Source organism: Novosphingobium sp., from assembly GCF_030699305.1.
Lineage (GTDB): Bacteria > Pseudomonadota > Alphaproteobacteria > Sphingomonadales > Sphingomonadaceae > Novosphingobium.
Genome location: NZ_JAUYNB010000024.1, coordinates 1 through 16,742 on the forward strand (window position 1 = coordinate 1; position 16,742 = coordinate 16,742).

A 16,742-nucleotide genomic window follows, 5' to 3' on the forward strand; every position below is an offset into this window, starting at 1 on the left:
CCCTGAACTTGTTTCAGGGTCCATCTCTCCTCCTGCACGGACAGTGCGGGCCGAGAAATGGATGCTGAAACAAGTTCAGCATGACGGTTTAGACTTTACGGTGCCGAAGGGGATAAGCGCCAAACAAGTTCAGGGTGACGACAAGGGCAGAGGATGAAGGTCATTCGCAACATCGTGATCCTGACCGGCGCGGGCATTTCTGCCGAGAGCGGGATCGACACCTTTCGCAGCGCGGGCGGGCTGTGGGAACAGCACCGGGTGGAGGACGTCGCCACGCCCGAAGCGTTCGCGCGCGATCCCGATCTGGTCCACCGCTTCTATGACATGCGCCGCGCCTCGGTTCAGGAAAAGCTGCCCAACCCGGCGCACTTCGCGCTGGCACAGCTGGACAGCGCGTGGCGCGGGAATCTGCTGATCGTCACCCAGAACGTCGATGATCTGCACACCCGTGCGGGTGCGCAGCGGGTGCTGCATATGCATGGCGAGCACCTGATGGCATGGTGCACCAGCTGCGATGTGCGCTCCCACTGGCGCGGGGCGCTGATCGACCGGCCGCCTTGCCCGGTCTGCCAGTCGCGCAGCCTGCGGCCCGACGTGGTGTGGTTCGGCGAGATGCCATACCGGATGGACGCGATTTACGGCGCGCTGCGCGAGGCGGACCTGTTCGTATCGATCGGCACATCGGGCGCGGTCTATCCCGCTGCCGGGTTCGTCCAGAACGCCCGCGAACTGGGGATCCCGACGCTGGAACTGAACCTTGAGGAAAGCCAGGGTTCGCGCTGGTTCCACGAATCGCGGCTTGGCCCGGCGAGCGAGATCGTGCCGGCGTGGGTGGCGGAGATGTTGGCGGTTTAGTGGGTTCGCGAACACCCCCGGCATTCGCCATCCTTGACGATCCGCATCGTCCGCAGCGACGGTGCCAGCCCGTCCAGCAGGTGCAACTTGCCCCACTGCGGATCGCCGAGCGCCGCGTGGCCTTGCAGGATCACCCGCATCGCCGCCATCGCCGCGAACGTGCCGACCATGCCGACCATCGCCCCCAGCACGCCATCGGCGGCGCAGGTATCGCAATCTTCCGCGTCGAACGCATCGCCCACGAAACAGCGATAACAGCTCTCACCGGCCAGATGCCCGGCAAAGTTCGCGACCTGCCCCTGAAACCGTCCGATTGCCGCAGTGGTTAGCGCAATGCCTTGCTGCACACACGTATCTGACACGAGCAGGCGAGTCGCGAAATTGTCACAGCCATCGACTACGACGGTTGCACCCTCGATGACCCGCGCGGCGTTATCCCCCCTCACCCTCCCGACGACTGCGCGGGCATCGAGAACCGGATCGAACCGCCGCACCCAATCGGCCGCGGCTTCGGCCTTGGACCGGCCAATGTCAGCCGGGGTATAGATCGTCTGGCGCTGCAGGTTGCTGGCATCGACCACATCGTCATCGACCAGCGTCAGCCGCCCGATTCCGGCGGCGGCCAGATATTGCAGCGCGGGCGAACCGATCCCGCCGCACCCGATCAGCACCACGTGCGCCTGCGTCAGCGCCACCTGCCCCGCCCCGCCCACTTCGGGCAGCACGATATGGCGGGCAAAGCGGTCAAGGCGGTCCGGCGGCAATGTCATGCGGGGGCTTTAGGCGGAAACTTTGCGCGATGCCACGTCTCTGCGCGTGACAAGTACCGCACCTTTGGCGCAGACTTGCCCGCAAAGCAGATGAAGGAGAGGGTTATGTCTGATCTTGCCGGGCGCGTCGCGCTGGTTACCGGGGCGTCGCGCGGGCTGGGCCTGGCCACGGCGCGCGCACTCGCCGCAGCGGGCGCGAAAGTCGCCGTGACCGATCTGACCGCTCCTGAAGACCTGGCCGATGAAATCGGCGGGATCGCCCGGGCGCAGGACGTGACGAGCGAGGCTGACTGGGCCGCGACAATGGACTGGATCAAGGCCGAAGCAGGCGGGCTGGACATTCTGGTCAACAATGCCGGGCTGTGGCTGTTCAAGCCGATCACGGAAACCACGCTGGACGATTGGCGGCGGCTCCATTCGGTCAATGTCGAAGGCGTGTTCATGGGCACCCGCGCCGCAATCCCGCTGCTGGCAGAGCGCGCGCACCTGTGGCGCGGCGGCACGGCGATCGTGAACCTGTCCTCGGTCGCCGGCCTGCAGGGCGCGGTGGGGGCGAGCTGCTACAATTCCACCAAGGGTGCGGTGCGGCTGTTTACCAAGGGCTGCGCGGTCGAACTGGCGCCAGCGCGCATCCGCGTCAATTCCGTCCACCCCGGCGTGATCGATACCGACATGGGCCGCAAACTGGTTGACGATTTCGCCGCCGCGCAAGGGGCGGGCAACAACGAGATGCTGGCCCAAGTTTCGGCCATGCACCCGCTGGGCCACCTGGGCGAGCCGCGCAACGTGGCCGACGCGGTGGTGTTCCTGGCGTCAGACCGCGCGGCCTTTACCACGGGCAGCGAACTGGTCGTCGATGGCGGGATGCACGCCGGGTAAGCGGCGGATCAGAGCTCGATTCGCGCCAGCGCCGCCTGCAACGCCGAATAGTGGGACGCCCCCGGCAGCATCACCGTGGTGACATCGCCGGGCAACGCCTTGGCCAGCGCCTGGGCCATCGCGGGCGGAGTCCAGTTGTCCGCATCGCCCTGCCAGATCGTGACCGGTGCCTGCACCTGCGCCAGGGTATCGCGCCAGTCTTCGACATAGCGCCGGATTTCACTGACATACCCCGTCGCGCTGAAGCCAATGCCGGTGCGCAGCGTTTCCGCCATGGCTGCGCGCCACGCGGGATCGCGGATCAAGCCGCGATCATCGCCCGCCGCCCCGCTCATCAGGCGGTTCAGCATGAAGCCGGGGGTCTTCCACGCGACCCAGCTTTGCGCGCGGGAGACCATCCCGAACCAGCTGGGGTGGTTGGCCGCCAGCCAGAACAGCTTGCCGCCCTGCATCTGCGGCAGGAAATCCCCCAGTTGCAGCGGTGCAGCGGGTGACACCAGATGCAGCGCGCCGACGCGCTCCCCCGCTGCCGCTGCCACTTGCAGCGCGGCATAGGCCCCCAGCGAAAAGCCGATCAGGATTGCCCCCTGCGGCAGGCTGGCGGCAAATCCGGCCGAATCGAACGACGGCTGGTTGCGATCCGGCAACGCGACCTTGCCGACCAACTGGGCCGGGGCATTGGCGGCCCATTCACCGGGGCCACCGGGCATTCCGTGGAAATAGGCAACAGTTTTCAGCGAGTGTTTCATGCGGGCAACCTGCAATTGTCGGTCCACCGCACACCGGCCAGCACGGCAGCTGGGGAGCGGGGAACTCGGTTGGGGAACACAGGAATGATCGAGCGGCGAAAAAAGTCAGGCATCATCATCACGCGGCCCAAATCGTTCCAGCCGGAACGCAGCGGACAGGTAATCTTCGGCGGCAGCCTTGAGCGCCGGTTCCTTGGCAAAGGCATCGGCCGGCAGCGGGGCCACGCCCAGCGCGTCCAGCAGCGTCCACAGCGCAAACTTGCGGCCGGGTTCGCGCTCTACCCCGAAACCGATCCGCAGCCGTTCAAGGCCAAGCTCGTATTCCGCCTCGGTCAGGGTCGCCGGGTCGCCGGTTTCGAAAAAGTGCTGGATCAGGGCGTCGAGGTCCATCGCGTCAGAACCAGCCCAGCGCCTGCGCGCCCCACGCGGCCGCGCCGCCTGCCAGCAGCGCCAGCAGGTATCCGCCCCACCCTCGCCCTGAACGCGCGCGCCGCTCCCACACCAGTTCCACGTCCGGCAGCGGCGGCTGTTCGGGCGCGCCGCCCTTGGCCGGGAAGCGTTCCTCGATCCGGCGGACCAGTTCGGGCAGGCGCAGCAGGGTCTGCGCATCTTCGCGCAGGCGCTCGGCAATCGCGGCTTCGGGGCCAAGCTCGTCGCGGATCCAGTTCTTCACGAACGGGCCGGACACGTCCCACATGTTGATTCCCGGATCGAGCTGGGTCGCCAGCCCTTCGACCATCACCATCGTCTTTTGCAGCAGCAGCAGGTGCGGCTGGGTCTGCATGTCGAAATCGCGGGTGATCGCGAACAGTCCGTCGAGCATCTGCCCGACCGACAACTCGCTCACCGGCTTGCCGCGCATCGGTTCGCCCACGGCGCGCAGCGCGGTCGCGAATTCATCGACCGAATGATAGCTGGGGACGTATTGCGCCTCGAAATGAATCTCGGCGACGCGGCGGTAATTGCCGGTGGTCAGCCCGAACAGGATTTCCGCCAGCCAGAACCGGGCGCGCCGGTCGATCCGGCCCATGATCCCGAAATCGATCGCCACCACGGTGCCGTCATCCTGCACGAACAGGTTGCCCTGGTGCATGTCGGCATGGAAATAGCCGTGGCTGATCGCCTGGGTCAGGAATGACAGCACCAGCCGGTGCGCCAGCGCGGTCATATCGTGCCCGGCGGCGGCCAGCGCAGCGGTTTCGCTGATCTTGGTGCCTGCAATCCATTCGATCGTCAGCACCCGGCCATTGGTGCGGTCCCAATCGACCCCCGGCACGCGAAAGCCGTCAAACCCCTTCATCGCGTCGGCGAGTTCCGATGCAGACGCCGCCTCGCGCCGCAAGTCCAGCTCGCGCGCGGTCCAGCGCTTGAAATTGGCGATGGTCAGGCGCGGGCGCAGCCGCGCGGCCTCGCCGCCCAGCGCCTCAAGATGCGCGGCGGCCCATTCATAAGTCGCGATATCGCGTGCCAGCTTTTCGCGGATGCCGGGACGGATCACCTTGACCGCCACCGTCCGGCCATCGGTGGTCACCGCGCGGTGGACCTGCGCGATCGAGGCCGCGCCGACCGGCACTTCCTCGATACTGGTGAACAGCGCGCTCAGCGGCTTGCCGAACGAGCGTTCGATTTCGCGCCGGATCACGCTGAAATCGACCGGCGGCAGGCTGTCCTGCAAGCTCAGCAGGTTGCGCGCCGCTTCCTCGCCCACCAGATCGGGCCGGGTGGCCAGCGCCTGCCCCAGCTTGATCGCCGCCGGGCCAATCGCCTCAAACGCCCCGGCATAGTCCGGCACGTCGGGCTGGAACGTGCCGATCCGCGCGATCCGGCACAGGCGGCGGACCGGGGCGGGCGTGTTCAGATCACGCTCGATCCCGCGCAGCGCGCCATGCTTCGCCAGAATCCGGCCCCAGCGCAACAATCGCAGCAGATGCGTGGTCGGACGGGTCATGCGGTTAAATCTAGACCTTCCAGCCGGAGTGGATCGCGACCAGCCCGCCCAGGATCGGTTCCACCCGGGTCCGGGTAAAGCCCGCAGCGCGGATCATGCCTTCAAACTCCGACATCGGCGGGAAGCGGCGGATCGATTCGATCAGATAGCGATAGCTGTCGGCGTCCCCGGCAATCGCCTGCCCGATCCGGGGCACCAGCTGGTGCGAATAGAAGTCATAGACTTCCTTGAAGCCCGGCCATTCGGTGGTCGAGAATTCCAGGCAGAAGAACCGCCCGCCATGCTTCAGCACGCGGTAGGCCTCGGCCAGCGCCTGATCGATGTGGGTGACGTTCCGGATGCCGAACGCGATGGTATAGGCATCGAAGAACCGGCTGGGAAAGCTCAGCTCCTCGGCGTTCTGGCAGGACCAGACCAGCGAATCGAGGCCCTTGTCCATCGCCCGGTCGATGCCGACGTCGAGCATGTCCTGATTGATGTCCGACACGGTGATCGTCGCGCCGCGCGCGGCCATGCGGAACGCGATGTCGCCGGTGCCGCCCGCCATGTCGAGGATCTGCTCACCCGGCTGGGGTTTGACCCGCCGCACGAACTTGTCCTTCCACAGCCGGTGCATCCCCACCGACATGGCGTCGTTCATCACGTCGTACTTCTTGGCAACGCTGGAAAAGACCGCGCCAACGCGCTGGGCCTTTTCCTCTGGAGTGACGTCTTCGTAGCCGAAGGAAACCTGTTCGCTCATGGCAACCGCCCATAGGGGAGTTTCGGTGCGCCGCAAAGCTTGTTAGCGTTCGTTGCAAGAGTGCGGCACCGGGCCGGTGCCGCAACCGCAAGTCGCTTTTTCGCGGCCTTCGCAACGAACACTTCTAGCAGGATGGTTATGCCGGAATTACCCGAAGTCGAAACGACCGTGCGCGGTCTTGCCCGCTACCTTGATGGCGCGCGGCTGGCGCGGGTGGAACTGCGCCGCGCGGACCTGCGCCGCCCCTTCCCGGTCGATCTGGTGCAAGTGCTGACCGGCGCGACCGTCACCGGCCTGGGGCGGCGCGCCAAATACGGGCTGATCCAGACCGACCGGGGGCAGACGATGGTGTTCCACCTCGGCATGTCGGGCCGCTGGCGGATCGAGCCGGAGGAACTGGGGCCGCACGATCACCTGATTCTTGAAACCACGAGCGGCCACGTGCTGGCGCTGTGCGATCCGCGCCGGTTCGGTTCGGTCGATCTGGTGCCCACCGATGCACTGGACCAATGGCCCCGGTTTGCTGCAATGGGGCCGGAACCGGTGGGCGACGGGCTGACCGCGCGACACCTCAAAACCGCACTGGCGGGGCGCAGCGCCGCGATCAAGCTGATGCTGCTGGATCAGCGAATCGTTGCGGGGCTGGGCAATATCTATGTCTGCGAAGCGCTGTTCCGGGCCGGGATCGCGCCGTTGAAACCGGCTGGGCGGGTATCGGGCGCGGCGCTGGACCGGCTGGTTCCGGCGATCAAGGCAGTGATTGCCGAGGCGATCGCAGCGGGCGGATCAACCTTGCGCGACTTTGCCCAGCCCGATGGCCAGCTGGGCTATTTTTCCAAGCAGTTCGACGTCTATGACCGCACCGGCCAGCCCTGCACGCGCTGCGGCAGCGCAGTGGCGCGGTTCGCGCAGGGCGGGCGCAGCACCTGGCATTGCCCCAGATGCCAGAAGTGAGCCGCATGCCTCCCGATCGGAACTCCATTGTTGACGATTCGCCCCTGCACAGTTAAGGGCCGCGCTTCTTGCGGGACCGACTTCGGCCGGGCCTCTCGCAGTTACAACAGATTTAACCGCTAGGGTGGCTGCATGAAGGCAGCCGAGTGAAGGACGAACATGGCCAATACGCCGCAAGCCAAGAAGCGCATCCGTCGCAACGACCGTCGGGCCGAAATCAACGGCAACCGCCTGTCGCGCATCCGTACTTTCGTGAAGAAGGTCGAATCCGCACTGGCCGGTGGCGACAAGGCCGAAGCGGCTGACGCGCTGAAGGCCGCCCAGCCGGAACTGGCGCGCGGCGTTGCCCGCGGCGTGCTGCACAAGAACACCGCCGCGCGGAAGCTGTCGCGCCTGACGAAGCGGGTTTCCGCTCTCTGATTCGCGAATCGGCGGCGCCAATCCGGCGCTCCGGGCGATTGACGATGAAAAACAGCCGGCGGACGATCCGCCGGCTTTTTTCGTGCCTGCAACCGGCGCATCTGCTGCTTTGCGGCAATCCCTTGATTTCCGCCGATTCGGCCAGATCTGAATTGCAAAATACAGCGTTAACAGTGGGTTAGTATTTGTTGCCGGGATTCTCCCGTGCGGCATTGAGTCAAGGCCCTATATTTCAATTTTTTTACAATGTGCGCCTTGCCCTCGGCGCGGAAGCGTCCATAAAACCGAGACTGCCTGATGCGGTTCTTGCCGGGGCATCACATCAAAGTTTGTAATACAGCGCCGCCCTTGTTGGGGAGGGTGGCTAGGGGTTTGTCTGTGCCATCAGGCGCGGGCGGGTGAACAATTGGGTTGAATTGGGGGCGCACCGGGTGACTGGTTCGACGATGGGCAGCCAGCACAACAGTGCCGGCGCGGACAACAGGAATGACACAGAGCGCATGATTGAAGAACAGGAAGCGCTCGACCTTGCGGCAGACTGGGCTGACATCAGCCAGGGCCTGCGCAAGGATCTTGGCCAGCAGTTGCACGCGCAATGGATCAAGCCGATCCAGCTGGGCAGCTTCTGCAAGGAAACCGGCACGCTGGACTTGTTCCTGCCGACTGAATTTTCCGCCAACTGGGTTGCGGATCGCTTTGCCGACCGGCTGTCGCTGGCGTGGAAGATCGCCCGCCCGGATGTGCGCCACATGCGCGTTTCGGTGCTGCCGGGCCGCCGCGCCATGCAGGGGCTGCGGCTGGGGCGCGAAGACGGCACACGCCGCGCCGCAAACGACGCAATCATCTCGCAGCCGGGCGATGCGCTGGGTCTGGGCGCAGCCGAACTGGGCGGCGCCGGGCAGCCGCCGGTCGGGCTGGACCCCTCGCTCACGTTTGTAAGCTTTGTGACCGGGACCGCCAATGTGCTGGCATCCAACGCGGCCCAGCGCATGGCGGCCACGGAAACCCCGCAGTTTGCCCCGCTCTATCTCAAGGCCGCAACCGGCCAGGGCAAGACGCACCTGCTGCACGCGATTGGCCACGCCTATCTGGCGGCGCATCCGCGCGCCCGGATCTTCTACTGTTCGGCTGAACGGTTCATGGTCGAATTCGTTCAGGCGCTCCGCCAGAACCAGACCATCGAATTCAAGACCCGGCTGCGCGGGTTTGACCTGCTGCTGGTGGACGATATCCAGTTCATCATCGGCAAGGCATCCGCCCAGGAAGAACTGCTTTACACGATCGATGCGCTGCTGGCCGAAGGCAAGCGGCTGGTGTTCGCGGCTGACCGCGCGCCGCAGGCGCTCGACGGGGTGGAGCAGCGCCTGCTGTCGCGCCTGTCGATGGGGCTGGTGGCCGATATCCAGCCCGCCGACATCGAACTGCGCCGCTCGATTCTGGAGCACCGCCTCGCCCGCTTTTCGCCCACCCACGTTCCGGCGGATGTGGTCGAGTTTCTGGCCCGCACGATCAACCGCAACGTCCGCGAACTGGTTGGCGGCCTGAACAAGCTGATCGCCTATGCCCAGTTGACCGGTCAGGCTGTCTCGCTGCAATTGGCCGAAGAACAGCTGACCGATATCCTGTCGGCCAACCGCCGCCGGATCACCATCGATGAAATCCAGCGGACGGTCTGCCAGTTCTACCGCGTCGACCGCACCGAAATGGCCAGCAAGCGCCGCGCCCGCGCCGTTGTGCGGCCCCGGCAGGTCGCGATGTATCTGGCCAAAGTGCTGACCCCGCGCAGCTACCCGGAAATCGGCCGCAAGTTCGGTGGGCGCGATCACTCCACCGTGATCCACGCCGTGCGCCTGATCGAAGACCTGCGCACTCGTGATGCCGACATGGACGGCGATGTGCGCTCGCTGCTGCGCCAGCTGGAAAGCTGATCCGCGCCGACTATCGCTGACACGGAAACGGGAGCTTCGGCTCCCGTTTTTGCGTCTGTCCTGCATCCATAAGGAAAGGGCGGAGGCAGCTTGCGCTGCCCCCGCCCCGATCCTTTACCGCTGATCCGATGGAATCAGAAATCGATCCCGGCACGCAGCCCGAAGGTGCGCGGGGTGATCGGCACGACATAGCCGCGCTGGGCGCAGCTGCCGCACTGCTGGAAGCGGGACAGCTGGCCGCGTTCGTCGAACAGGTTGGCCACGAAGAACTCCAGGTTCAGCTTGCCGATGTCCGCGCCGACCGCGACATTGACCGTCGCGAACTGCTCCAGATCGCCCAGGTTGGCCGCCGGGCTGATCACGTTGCCCGAGAACGTTTCATAGACCGCGGTGCGGATATCCGATGCGGCCTTGCTCTGATAGGCGACGTTCAGCTGCCCATAGGGCTTCACGCTGCCCATGTCGGCGGTATAGCGCAGCGTGCTCGACAGCTTCCACCGGGGCGTGATCGGCAGGCGGATCCCCTTGGGAGCTGACACCATGTTGCCCGGCCCGGTGCAGGTGTAGGTCGGATCGTCGATCATGCACAGGTTCTGCAGCGTCCTGGCATCGGTGTACGACCCCGCCAGATTGAAGAACAACCCGCCGCCGTTATAGGTCAGGTCCATCTCGACCCCCTTGATCCGTGCATCGGGGCCGTTGTGGATTTCGGTGAAGCTGTTCGCCCCCAGGAACGAGAACTGGAAGTCCTTCCATTCCTGCTGATAGACCGCACCGTTAAACCGCAAACCCGGAGCCAGCGTGGTTTTCCACCCCAGTTCGAAGTTGATCAGGAAATCCGGTGCATAAGGCGCCACGTCCGCGCGGCGGTTGATCCCGCCGGGGCGGAAGCCCTTGGACACCGTGCCATAGACCATCACGGTGTTGGTCGGCTTCCAGTTGAGGTTGAAGCGATAGGTTGCCCCGTCGCCCTTGGCCTGCACCGGGTTGACCTTGCCGCCCGCCCAGGTGCCGAGGTTGGTACACGGTGTGCCCGCAATCGCCCCCGGTGCAAAGGTCAGCGCCCCGCCCGTGGCGATTGCGTTGCGCAGCCGGTCACCCGTGGTGGTAAAGCAGCCCGCCACCCCGGTGCGTGAGCTCCACGCTCCGTTATAGGGCGTGTCGGTATAGCCGTTGCCCGGATTGCGGCCGAACCCGAAGAACCCGATCAGCGTGTTGTCATACTTGAACCCGCGCACCCCGGCGGTCAGCGTCAGATTTTCCATCAGGTCATAGCTGACTTCCCCGAACAGCGCGTAATCCTTGTCCACGCGGTGCTGCTTGGTCAGCCAGAGCGTGCCCGGATTGCCGTTAACCGACATCAGCGGGCCAAGGCCGGGGATCTGGTAGTCCTGGAAAATGTCGTTCGACTGGCGCTGGAAGAACGCGCCCGCCACCATCCGCAGCGGCTTGTCCGCCGGGGACGAGAAGCGCAGTTCCTGGCTGAGTTTCTTGAAGTGATCGCTGCCGATCACCAGCTGCGACGGGTTGTTGGTGTTCCCCAGCGCGTCGGTATAGGCGAAGTAATAGGCCAGCCCGCCGACCGATTCGTAAAGCGAATCATAGGCTTCGGCATAGTCGGTGTAATCGCTGGAGCTGAACGTCTTGCGGTCCAGATAGGCGCCCGCGTAGGTCACGTCCCAGTTGCCGATCTTCCCTTCGATGGTCAGCGCGGCCTGGATGAACTTGTCCGAACGGTGTTCCGGGAAGAAGTGCTGGACCTGCAGGTCGCCCAGACTGTCATCATAGCCATACGAGCCGTTGCTCTTGGTGTTCTGGTACATGACGGTCGGCGTCACGGTCCAGTTGTCGTCCAGGTCGACCTTCAGCGCGGCGCGCGCGCCATAGCTTTCGGTGTCGTTGTAGTTCTTTTCGACATAGCGGGCATTGTTGACCGAAATGCCATCACGCAGGCACCCGGCCAGCCCGCCGCTGCCGTCAAACAGGGTGGTGCCGCAGAACGTGCGGGTCCCTGCGATGTTATCGATGTAGCCGCCGTCGCGGCGATAGAACCCGACCACGCGCAGCGCAGCGTTATCGGACAGCGGCGCGTTGATCATGCCTTCCAGCTTGCCGCCGAAATCGCCACTCTTCACGGTGTTGATTTCACCGTCCACGCTGCCGGCAAAGCCGCTGGTATCGGGCTTGTTGGTGATGATGCGGATCGTCCCCGCTTCCGATGAAGCGCCGTAAAGCGTGCCTTGCGGGCCGGACAGGCTTTCGATCCGGGCGATGTCATAGATGTGGACGTCAAGGTTGCCGCCAATGGTCGTGACCGGCTGTTCATCGAAATAGACGCCGACCGACGGCAGCGAGCCGGAGTGGTTGCCGTCCCCGCCCGACGCCACGCCGCGCATGTAGATCACGCTGTTGCCGGGCGTGCCCGACGACTGGAACGAGACCGAGGGCAGCTGCTGCGCATAGCCCTTGAAGTCCGAAATGTTCAGCTCTTCGAGCTTGGCCGTGCCGAGTGCCTGGATCGAGATCGGCACCTTTTGCAGGCTTTCACTGCGCTTTTGCGCGGTCACCACGATTTCGTTGGCATCGACGGCGTCAGCCGCCGCCTCCTGCGCGAAAGCCGGAGCCGCGCTGAGCGCGGTAGAAGCGAAAAGCGCCGCAATAACAGCGCGCCGAGTTGCAGTGTGCATTGATCCCCCATTGCCGGACTGGTCCTGATCAGAGACTGAATCCCGCCGCGCACTCCGTCAAGCGGTGGACACATTTCGCAATCGCAACATTGCCGGCGCGTGACAGATTTGTCACGCAAGCGCCCGCTGCACCCCGTTACCAGCCCTCTGGCACCCCCGGATAGGCATCCAGCACCGGCCCCAGTGCGTCGCGCAGGTCCCCAAGGAACGGATCGAACGGCACGTGCGCCTCGGTCCCCTCGCGGAAGATCGGGCGGCGGACCTGTTCGCTGCTGGCGGTGCGGACCGCGCGTTCGGTCTGGTGGAAAGACAGGCACGCGTCCTCGAACGGGACGCCGAGGTATTCGAGCAACCGGCGCACTTCGGCTTCGGTGTGGTCCACCATGTCCTCGTAGAACACCCGGTGGACCAGCCCCGGCTGGACCCGGTCGAGGTGCGCCATCAGCCGCACGTAATCGGCATAGTAATGCCCCATGTCAGCCAGCGCATAGCTGAACGCCTGGCCCTTGGCGAAGTGCTGCTTGAAGTTGGAAAAGCAGCAACCGAGCGGGTGGCGGCGCGCGTCGATGATCTTTGCGTTCGGCAGGATCAGGCGGATGAATACCGTGTGGACCCAGTTGTTGGGCAGCTTGTCGATGAACAAGGGCCGCTCGGTCTTGCGCTGGATGCGGGTGCGTTGCAGGAACTCCTCGCCCAGCCCGCGCAATTGCTCGCCCGTCAGATCGGGCAGGCCGCGCGGATATTCGCCGTCGCGCCGCGCGAGCGCGGGAATATCGGGCAGCTCGCTCGTCCCCTCGATCAGGCTGTGGCTCGACAGGATCTGTTCGATCAGCGTCGATCCGGCGCGCGGCATCCCCAGGATGAACACCGGATCGGGCGCATCGCAGCCCTGCCCGGCGCGCGCGGCGAAAAACTCCGGCGTGGCGAGCGCGATCAGCTGGTCGACGAAGCGGGTGGTGTCGCTCGCCTGATAGTCCAGCCGGGTGCGGCGCAGCGCGTTGGCCGCGTCATAATGCGCGAAGGACGCCGCCGGATCGCCCCGGTCCTCCAGCGCCTTGGCCAGCGCGAAATCGAGGTGAAAGCGGTCTTCTTCCGCAGTATCCCCCCGTTCCAGCGCGGCCTGCATCGCGGCGATGTCCTGATCGGTGAACTGCACTGTTTTCAGGTTCGCAAGGCTCCACCATGCCTCGCCCAGCTCTGGCGTCAGTTCGATCGCCTTGCGGTATGCCGCCACGCCGTCCGCCGCGCGCCCGACGGTCTTGAGCATATGGCCAAAGCTCATCCAGACGCGCGGCTGGCGCGGGGCCTGCGCCAGCACTTTTTCATAGAGCGCAATCGCGTCCTCGAACTCACCCAGACGGCCCAGTGCGGCGGCTTGCAGGTTGGTGTGTCCGGCGTTGTCAGGTTCTTCGGCGAGCACCCGGTTCAATTCCGCAATCGCCTCTTCCGGGCGGTTCTGACGGTACAGCACCAGCGCCAGATTGGCCCGCGCCGCCGTGAACGCCGGAGACAGTTCCAGCGCGCGGCGCAGCAGGTTTTCGCTATCCCGGTAGCGTCCGATCCGTCCGGCCAGTTCGGCAAACATCCGGATCGCCGCGACATCCCGCGGATCGGCTTTCAGGTGTTCGCGCAGCAGCGGTTCGGCGCGCGGCAGGTCGTTCTCGTTCAGCGCGACGGCAGCGGCGATCAGGCGCGGGTGATAGCGGCCAAGGCGGCTCAGCCAGGATTGTTGGGGTAAGGATGCCATGGACTGTGTCCTAACCCGATTTGCAAAGCGAACGCCAGAGGTGCGGTTTTGCTGGCACCGGACCGAGAAACATGGTTCCTTTCGGCGCGAGGGGGGGAAACCCGGTATGTCCGACCACACAGAGCAGCGGCCATTCGGCATCTGGACGGCCACAGCGCTCGTCGTGGGATCTATGATCGGTGCCGGAATATTCGTTCTGCCCGGCCAGTTGGCCCCGTTTGGCTGGACCGCGCTGGCCGCATGGATTGCCGCCGGAACTGGTGCGGTCGCGATTGCGATCGTCATCGCCGACCTCACCCGCGCAATGCCCCATGAGCCAAGCCTGATCGCCATTTGCGGTGAAGTGCTTGGCCCGTTGCCGGGGGTGTTGCTGGGGTGGTCCTATTGGGTCAGCCTGTGGTGCGCGACGGCCGTGGTCGCGACTACGGCGGCAAGTTATTTGGCGGCAGTCTGGCCCGCACTGGCATCATCGCCGCTGCGGCTGGCGTTAAGCGGCAGCGTTATCGTTGCCGCGCTAACCATGCTGAACTTGCGCGGGGCCAGAGCGGCCGGACGGTTTCAGGTGGTTACCACGCTGCTCAAGCTGCTGCCGTTGGTGGTGGTGGTCATCATTCTGGCGGGGCTGGCCACCTGGGACGCCGGACGCGCGCCAGTTCATGCGCAGCTTCCGTTCGCCCTGGAATCGCTTACCCCTGCCCTGACGCTGGCTTTTTTCGCCATCCTCAGCTTCGAAGCCGCCAGCATGGTGACCGAGCGCGTGCGCGACCCGGCCCGCAACGTGGTCCGGGCGACGCTGGCGGGTCTGGTGGTGACCGTGACCCTTTATGTCGTAGTCTGCATGGGGATCATCTTTACCCTGCCGTCGAACGAGCTCACCGCGACTACCGCACCGGTGGCGTTCTTTGTGGAGCGGTTCTGGGGGGCTGACGCCGGGTTGGCAGTGGCTCTGCTGACCGCCGTTTCAGGCATTGGTTTCGTCAACGGAGCGGTTCTGCTCCAGGGCGAATTGCCGCTGACGGCAGTGCGCGGCGGGATGCTGCCGCCGTGGGTGGCCCCGACCAACCGCCATGACGTGGCCGTCTGGCCAATGGTGCTGGCCAGCTTGCTGTCGATTGTCTTGATGATCGGCGGTGCAACCGGTTTTGGCGCCAAGCTGCTGGACTTCATGCTGCGCCTGACAACCGCTGCGGCAATCTGGGTTTACATCGGCGTCGCCGTCGCAGCTATCTGCCTTAACCGTCGCCGGATTTTTGCGGCCATCAGCATCGCATTTTCGCTATGGGTGCTTTACGGCGCGGGGCTGGAAGCAGGCGGCCTGGGGGTCGTGCTGATCCTGCTCGGCCTCCCGCTCTATGCCGTGACCCGGCGATTCAGCTCCGCAGCAGTTTCCTGAGCAGGGGCCGGTCCGCCAGAATGGCGTGCGCCGCGTTATGCCCCGGTGCGCCGGTCACGCCGCCGCCGGGATGGGTGCCCGCGCCGCACATGTACAGCCCCTTGATCGGCCCGCGATAGTCGCCATGCCCCAGCACCGGGCGCGCCGCCCAGAGCTGGTCGATCCCCATCGTGCCGTGCATGATATCGCCGCCGATCAGCCCGAACTTGCGCTCCAGATCGAGCGGCGAGTGGATTTGCCGTGCAATCACGCTGGCCTTGAAATTGGGGGCATGGTCGTTGACCGTGTCGATGATCAGGTCCGCCACGGTTTCGCGGTGGGCGTCCCAATCGACCTTCGGATCGAACTGCTGACAGAACAGGCTGGCGACGTGCTGCCCGGGAGGAGCCAGACTGTCATCGACCGTGCTGGGCAGCATGATCTCGACAATCGGCTTCTTCGACCAGCCGTGCTGCTGCACGTCGGTGAAGGCGCGGTCCATATAGTCCAGCCCCGGCGCGATGATGATCCCGGCGGTGTGGTGTTCGGCCTGCGCCTTGCCGGGGAGGACCGAGAAATCGGGCAGTTCGGACAGCGCGACGTTCATCCGGAACGTGCCGGAGCAGGTCTTGTAGCCCTTGATCCGGCGCTTGAAATCATCGTCCAGATCGCTGGAATCGACCAGCTGGCGATAGAGCAGTGCCGGGCCGGCGTTAGACGCGACGATGCTGGCGGCAATTTCCTCGCCGCTTTCCAACGTTACGCCGCGCACTTTGCCGCCATCGACCAGCACCTTGGCGACCGGGGCTTCCAGGCTGATTTCGACGCCCGCCGCTTCGCACGCGCGGGCCATCGCCTGCGTGATCGCGCCCATGCCGCCGACCGCGTGGCCCCACGCGCCGGGCTTTCCGTTCACTTCGCCGAACACGTGGTGCAGCAGGACATAGGCCGAACCCGGCGTGGAAACGCCCGCAAAGTTGCCGACCACCGCGTCGAACGCGAAGGCGGTTTTCACGTGGTCATCCTCGAACCAGCCGTCCAGAAAATCGCGCGCGGACTTGGTGAAGATGTCGAGCAGATCACGCTGCACGGACAAGTCCATCTGCGCCATCGGCCAGCCCTGCTTCGCCGCCGCGACCAGCGATGACAGCCCGCCGCCGACGTTGGGCGGAATTTGCAGCGACAGGTCGCGCAGCACATTGGCGACCTTTTCCAGCGCGGCGTCATAATGGGGATAGGCGGCGGCATCGGCGCTGGAAAAGCGCGCGAACTCCGCCGCAGTCCGGCCCTGCCCGCCGCCCAGCTTCAGGTAGTCATTCTCGAACGGGAAGAAGTTCGAAATCGTGCGTTCGATCACGCGGTAGCCGTGATCGTGCAGCTTCATGTCCGCGATCACCTTGGGCCGCAGCAGGCTGACGGTGTAGCTGGCGGTGGAATTGCGGAAACCGGGATGGAACTCCTCGGTCACCGCCGCCCCGCCGACCACGGCGCGCCGCTCCAGCACCCGCACCCGCATTCCCGCCTTGGCGAGGTAGAAGGCACAGGTCAGCCCGTTGTGGCCGCCGCCGATGATCAGCGCGTCATAGGTCTTGGTCATCACAGTTCCTCAGTCAATGAACCCGACCCCGTTCGTGTCGAGCGTAGTCGAGACACATGGCGCAAACGTGTCTCGACTACGCTCGACACGAACG

General features: G+C 65.1%; 14 protein-coding genes. 6 read left to right on the forward strand and 8 right to left on the reverse strand.

Translation table 11 applies throughout. The annotated features are described in order from the left end of the window. Positions 1-153 precede the first annotated feature (153 nt). Positions 154-855, forward strand: a complete 702-nt coding sequence (locus Q8Q53_RS10425) for an NAD-dependent deacylase (RefSeq protein ID WP_305701712.1) — start codon at positions 154-156, stop codon at positions 853-855. Here Q8Q53_RS10425 and Q8Q53_RS10430 read toward each other — a convergent pair. Further along, on the reverse strand, positions 852-1,625 hold the full coding sequence (locus tag Q8Q53_RS10430) for a HesA/MoeB/ThiF family protein (RefSeq protein ID WP_305701713.1): 774 nt from the start codon (positions 1,623-1,625) through the stop codon (positions 852-854). The two genes, Q8Q53_RS10425 and Q8Q53_RS10430, sit on opposite strands and share 4 nt — an antisense overlap. Positions 1,626-1,730: 105 nt before the next feature. Between Q8Q53_RS10430 and Q8Q53_RS10435 the strand changes: the two genes are divergently transcribed. Then, positions 1,731-2,504, forward strand: coding sequence for a glucose 1-dehydrogenase (locus tag Q8Q53_RS10435; protein ID WP_305701714.1), 774 nt, complete (start codon positions 1,731-1,733; stop codon positions 2,502-2,504). An 8-nt stretch (positions 2,505-2,512) separates the two neighbouring features. Here the strand turns inward: Q8Q53_RS10435 and Q8Q53_RS10440 are convergent, their stop codons facing one another. From Q8Q53_RS10440 to Q8Q53_RS10455, 4 genes are all read right to left on the reverse strand, one after another. Then, the gene (locus Q8Q53_RS10440) at positions 2,513-3,253 is read right to left on the reverse strand and encodes an alpha/beta hydrolase (protein WP_305701715.1); all 741 of its coding nucleotides are present in this window, start codon (positions 3,251-3,253) and stop codon (positions 2,513-2,515) included. 105 nt (positions 3,254-3,358) lie between these two features. Beyond that, positions 3,359-3,643, reverse strand: coding sequence for a hypothetical protein (locus tag Q8Q53_RS10445; RefSeq protein ID WP_305701716.1), 285 nt, complete (start codon positions 3,641-3,643; stop codon positions 3,359-3,361). 4 nt (positions 3,644-3,647) lie between these two features. Next, complete coding sequence (gene ubiB, locus Q8Q53_RS10450) at positions 3,648-5,201, reverse strand: 2-polyprenylphenol 6-hydroxylase (RefSeq protein ID WP_305701717.1); 1,554 nt, start codon at positions 5,199-5,201, stop codon at positions 3,648-3,650. Between the two features lie 10 nt (positions 5,202-5,211). Then, on the reverse strand, positions 5,212-5,943 hold the full coding sequence (locus Q8Q53_RS10455; protein WP_305701718.1) for a class I SAM-dependent methyltransferase: 732 nt from the start codon (positions 5,941-5,943) through the stop codon (positions 5,212-5,214). A 138-nt stretch (positions 5,944-6,081) separates the two neighbouring features. Here Q8Q53_RS10455 and mutM point away from each other — a divergent pair, with 138 nt between their 5' ends. From mutM to dnaA, 3 genes are all read left to right on the forward strand, one after another. After that, entirely contained in the window at positions 6,082-6,897 is an 816-nt protein-coding gene (gene mutM / locus Q8Q53_RS10460) for a bifunctional DNA-formamidopyrimidine glycosylase/DNA-(apurinic or apyrimidinic site) lyase (RefSeq protein ID WP_305701719.1), read from the forward strand. Between the two features lie 159 nt (positions 6,898-7,056). Continuing rightward, on the forward strand, positions 7,057-7,317 hold the full coding sequence (rpsT, locus tag Q8Q53_RS10465; protein WP_305701720.1) for a 30S ribosomal protein S20: 261 nt from the start codon (positions 7,057-7,059) through the stop codon (positions 7,315-7,317). A gap of 500 nt (positions 7,318-7,817) precedes the next feature. Continuing rightward, the gene (dnaA, locus tag Q8Q53_RS10470) at positions 7,818-9,245 is read left to right on the forward strand and encodes a chromosomal replication initiator protein DnaA (RefSeq protein ID WP_305701721.1); all 1,428 of its coding nucleotides are present in this window, start codon (positions 7,818-7,820) and stop codon (positions 9,243-9,245) included. 134 nt (positions 9,246-9,379) lie between these two features. Here the strand turns inward: dnaA and Q8Q53_RS10475 are convergent, their stop codons facing one another. After that, positions 9,380-11,932 carry a TonB-dependent receptor gene (locus Q8Q53_RS10475; protein ID WP_305701722.1) on the reverse strand — a complete coding sequence of 851 codons (2,553 nt, stop codon included), beginning with the start codon at positions 11,930-11,932 and terminating at the stop codon, positions 9,380-9,382. A 136-nt stretch (positions 11,933-12,068) separates the two neighbouring features. Next, the gene (locus tag Q8Q53_RS10480) at positions 12,069-13,679 is read right to left on the reverse strand and encodes a tetratricopeptide repeat-containing sulfotransferase family protein (RefSeq protein ID WP_305701723.1); all 1,611 of its coding nucleotides are present in this window, start codon (positions 13,677-13,679) and stop codon (positions 12,069-12,071) included. A gap of 106 nt (positions 13,680-13,785) precedes the next feature. Between Q8Q53_RS10480 and Q8Q53_RS10485 the strand changes: the two genes are divergently transcribed. Next, positions 13,786-15,072 (forward strand): APC family permease, encoded by a 1,287-nt coding sequence (locus tag Q8Q53_RS10485; protein WP_305701724.1) that lies wholly within the window; start codon positions 13,786-13,788, stop codon positions 15,070-15,072. Here Q8Q53_RS10485 and Q8Q53_RS10490 read toward each other — a convergent pair. Continuing rightward, positions 15,050-16,648 carry an NAD(P)/FAD-dependent oxidoreductase gene (locus tag Q8Q53_RS10490; protein ID WP_305701725.1) on the reverse strand — a complete coding sequence of 533 codons (1,599 nt, stop codon included), beginning with the start codon at positions 16,646-16,648 and terminating at the stop codon, positions 15,050-15,052. The two genes, Q8Q53_RS10485 and Q8Q53_RS10490, sit on opposite strands and share 23 nt — an antisense overlap. Between the last annotated feature and the right edge of the window lie 94 nt (positions 16,649-16,742).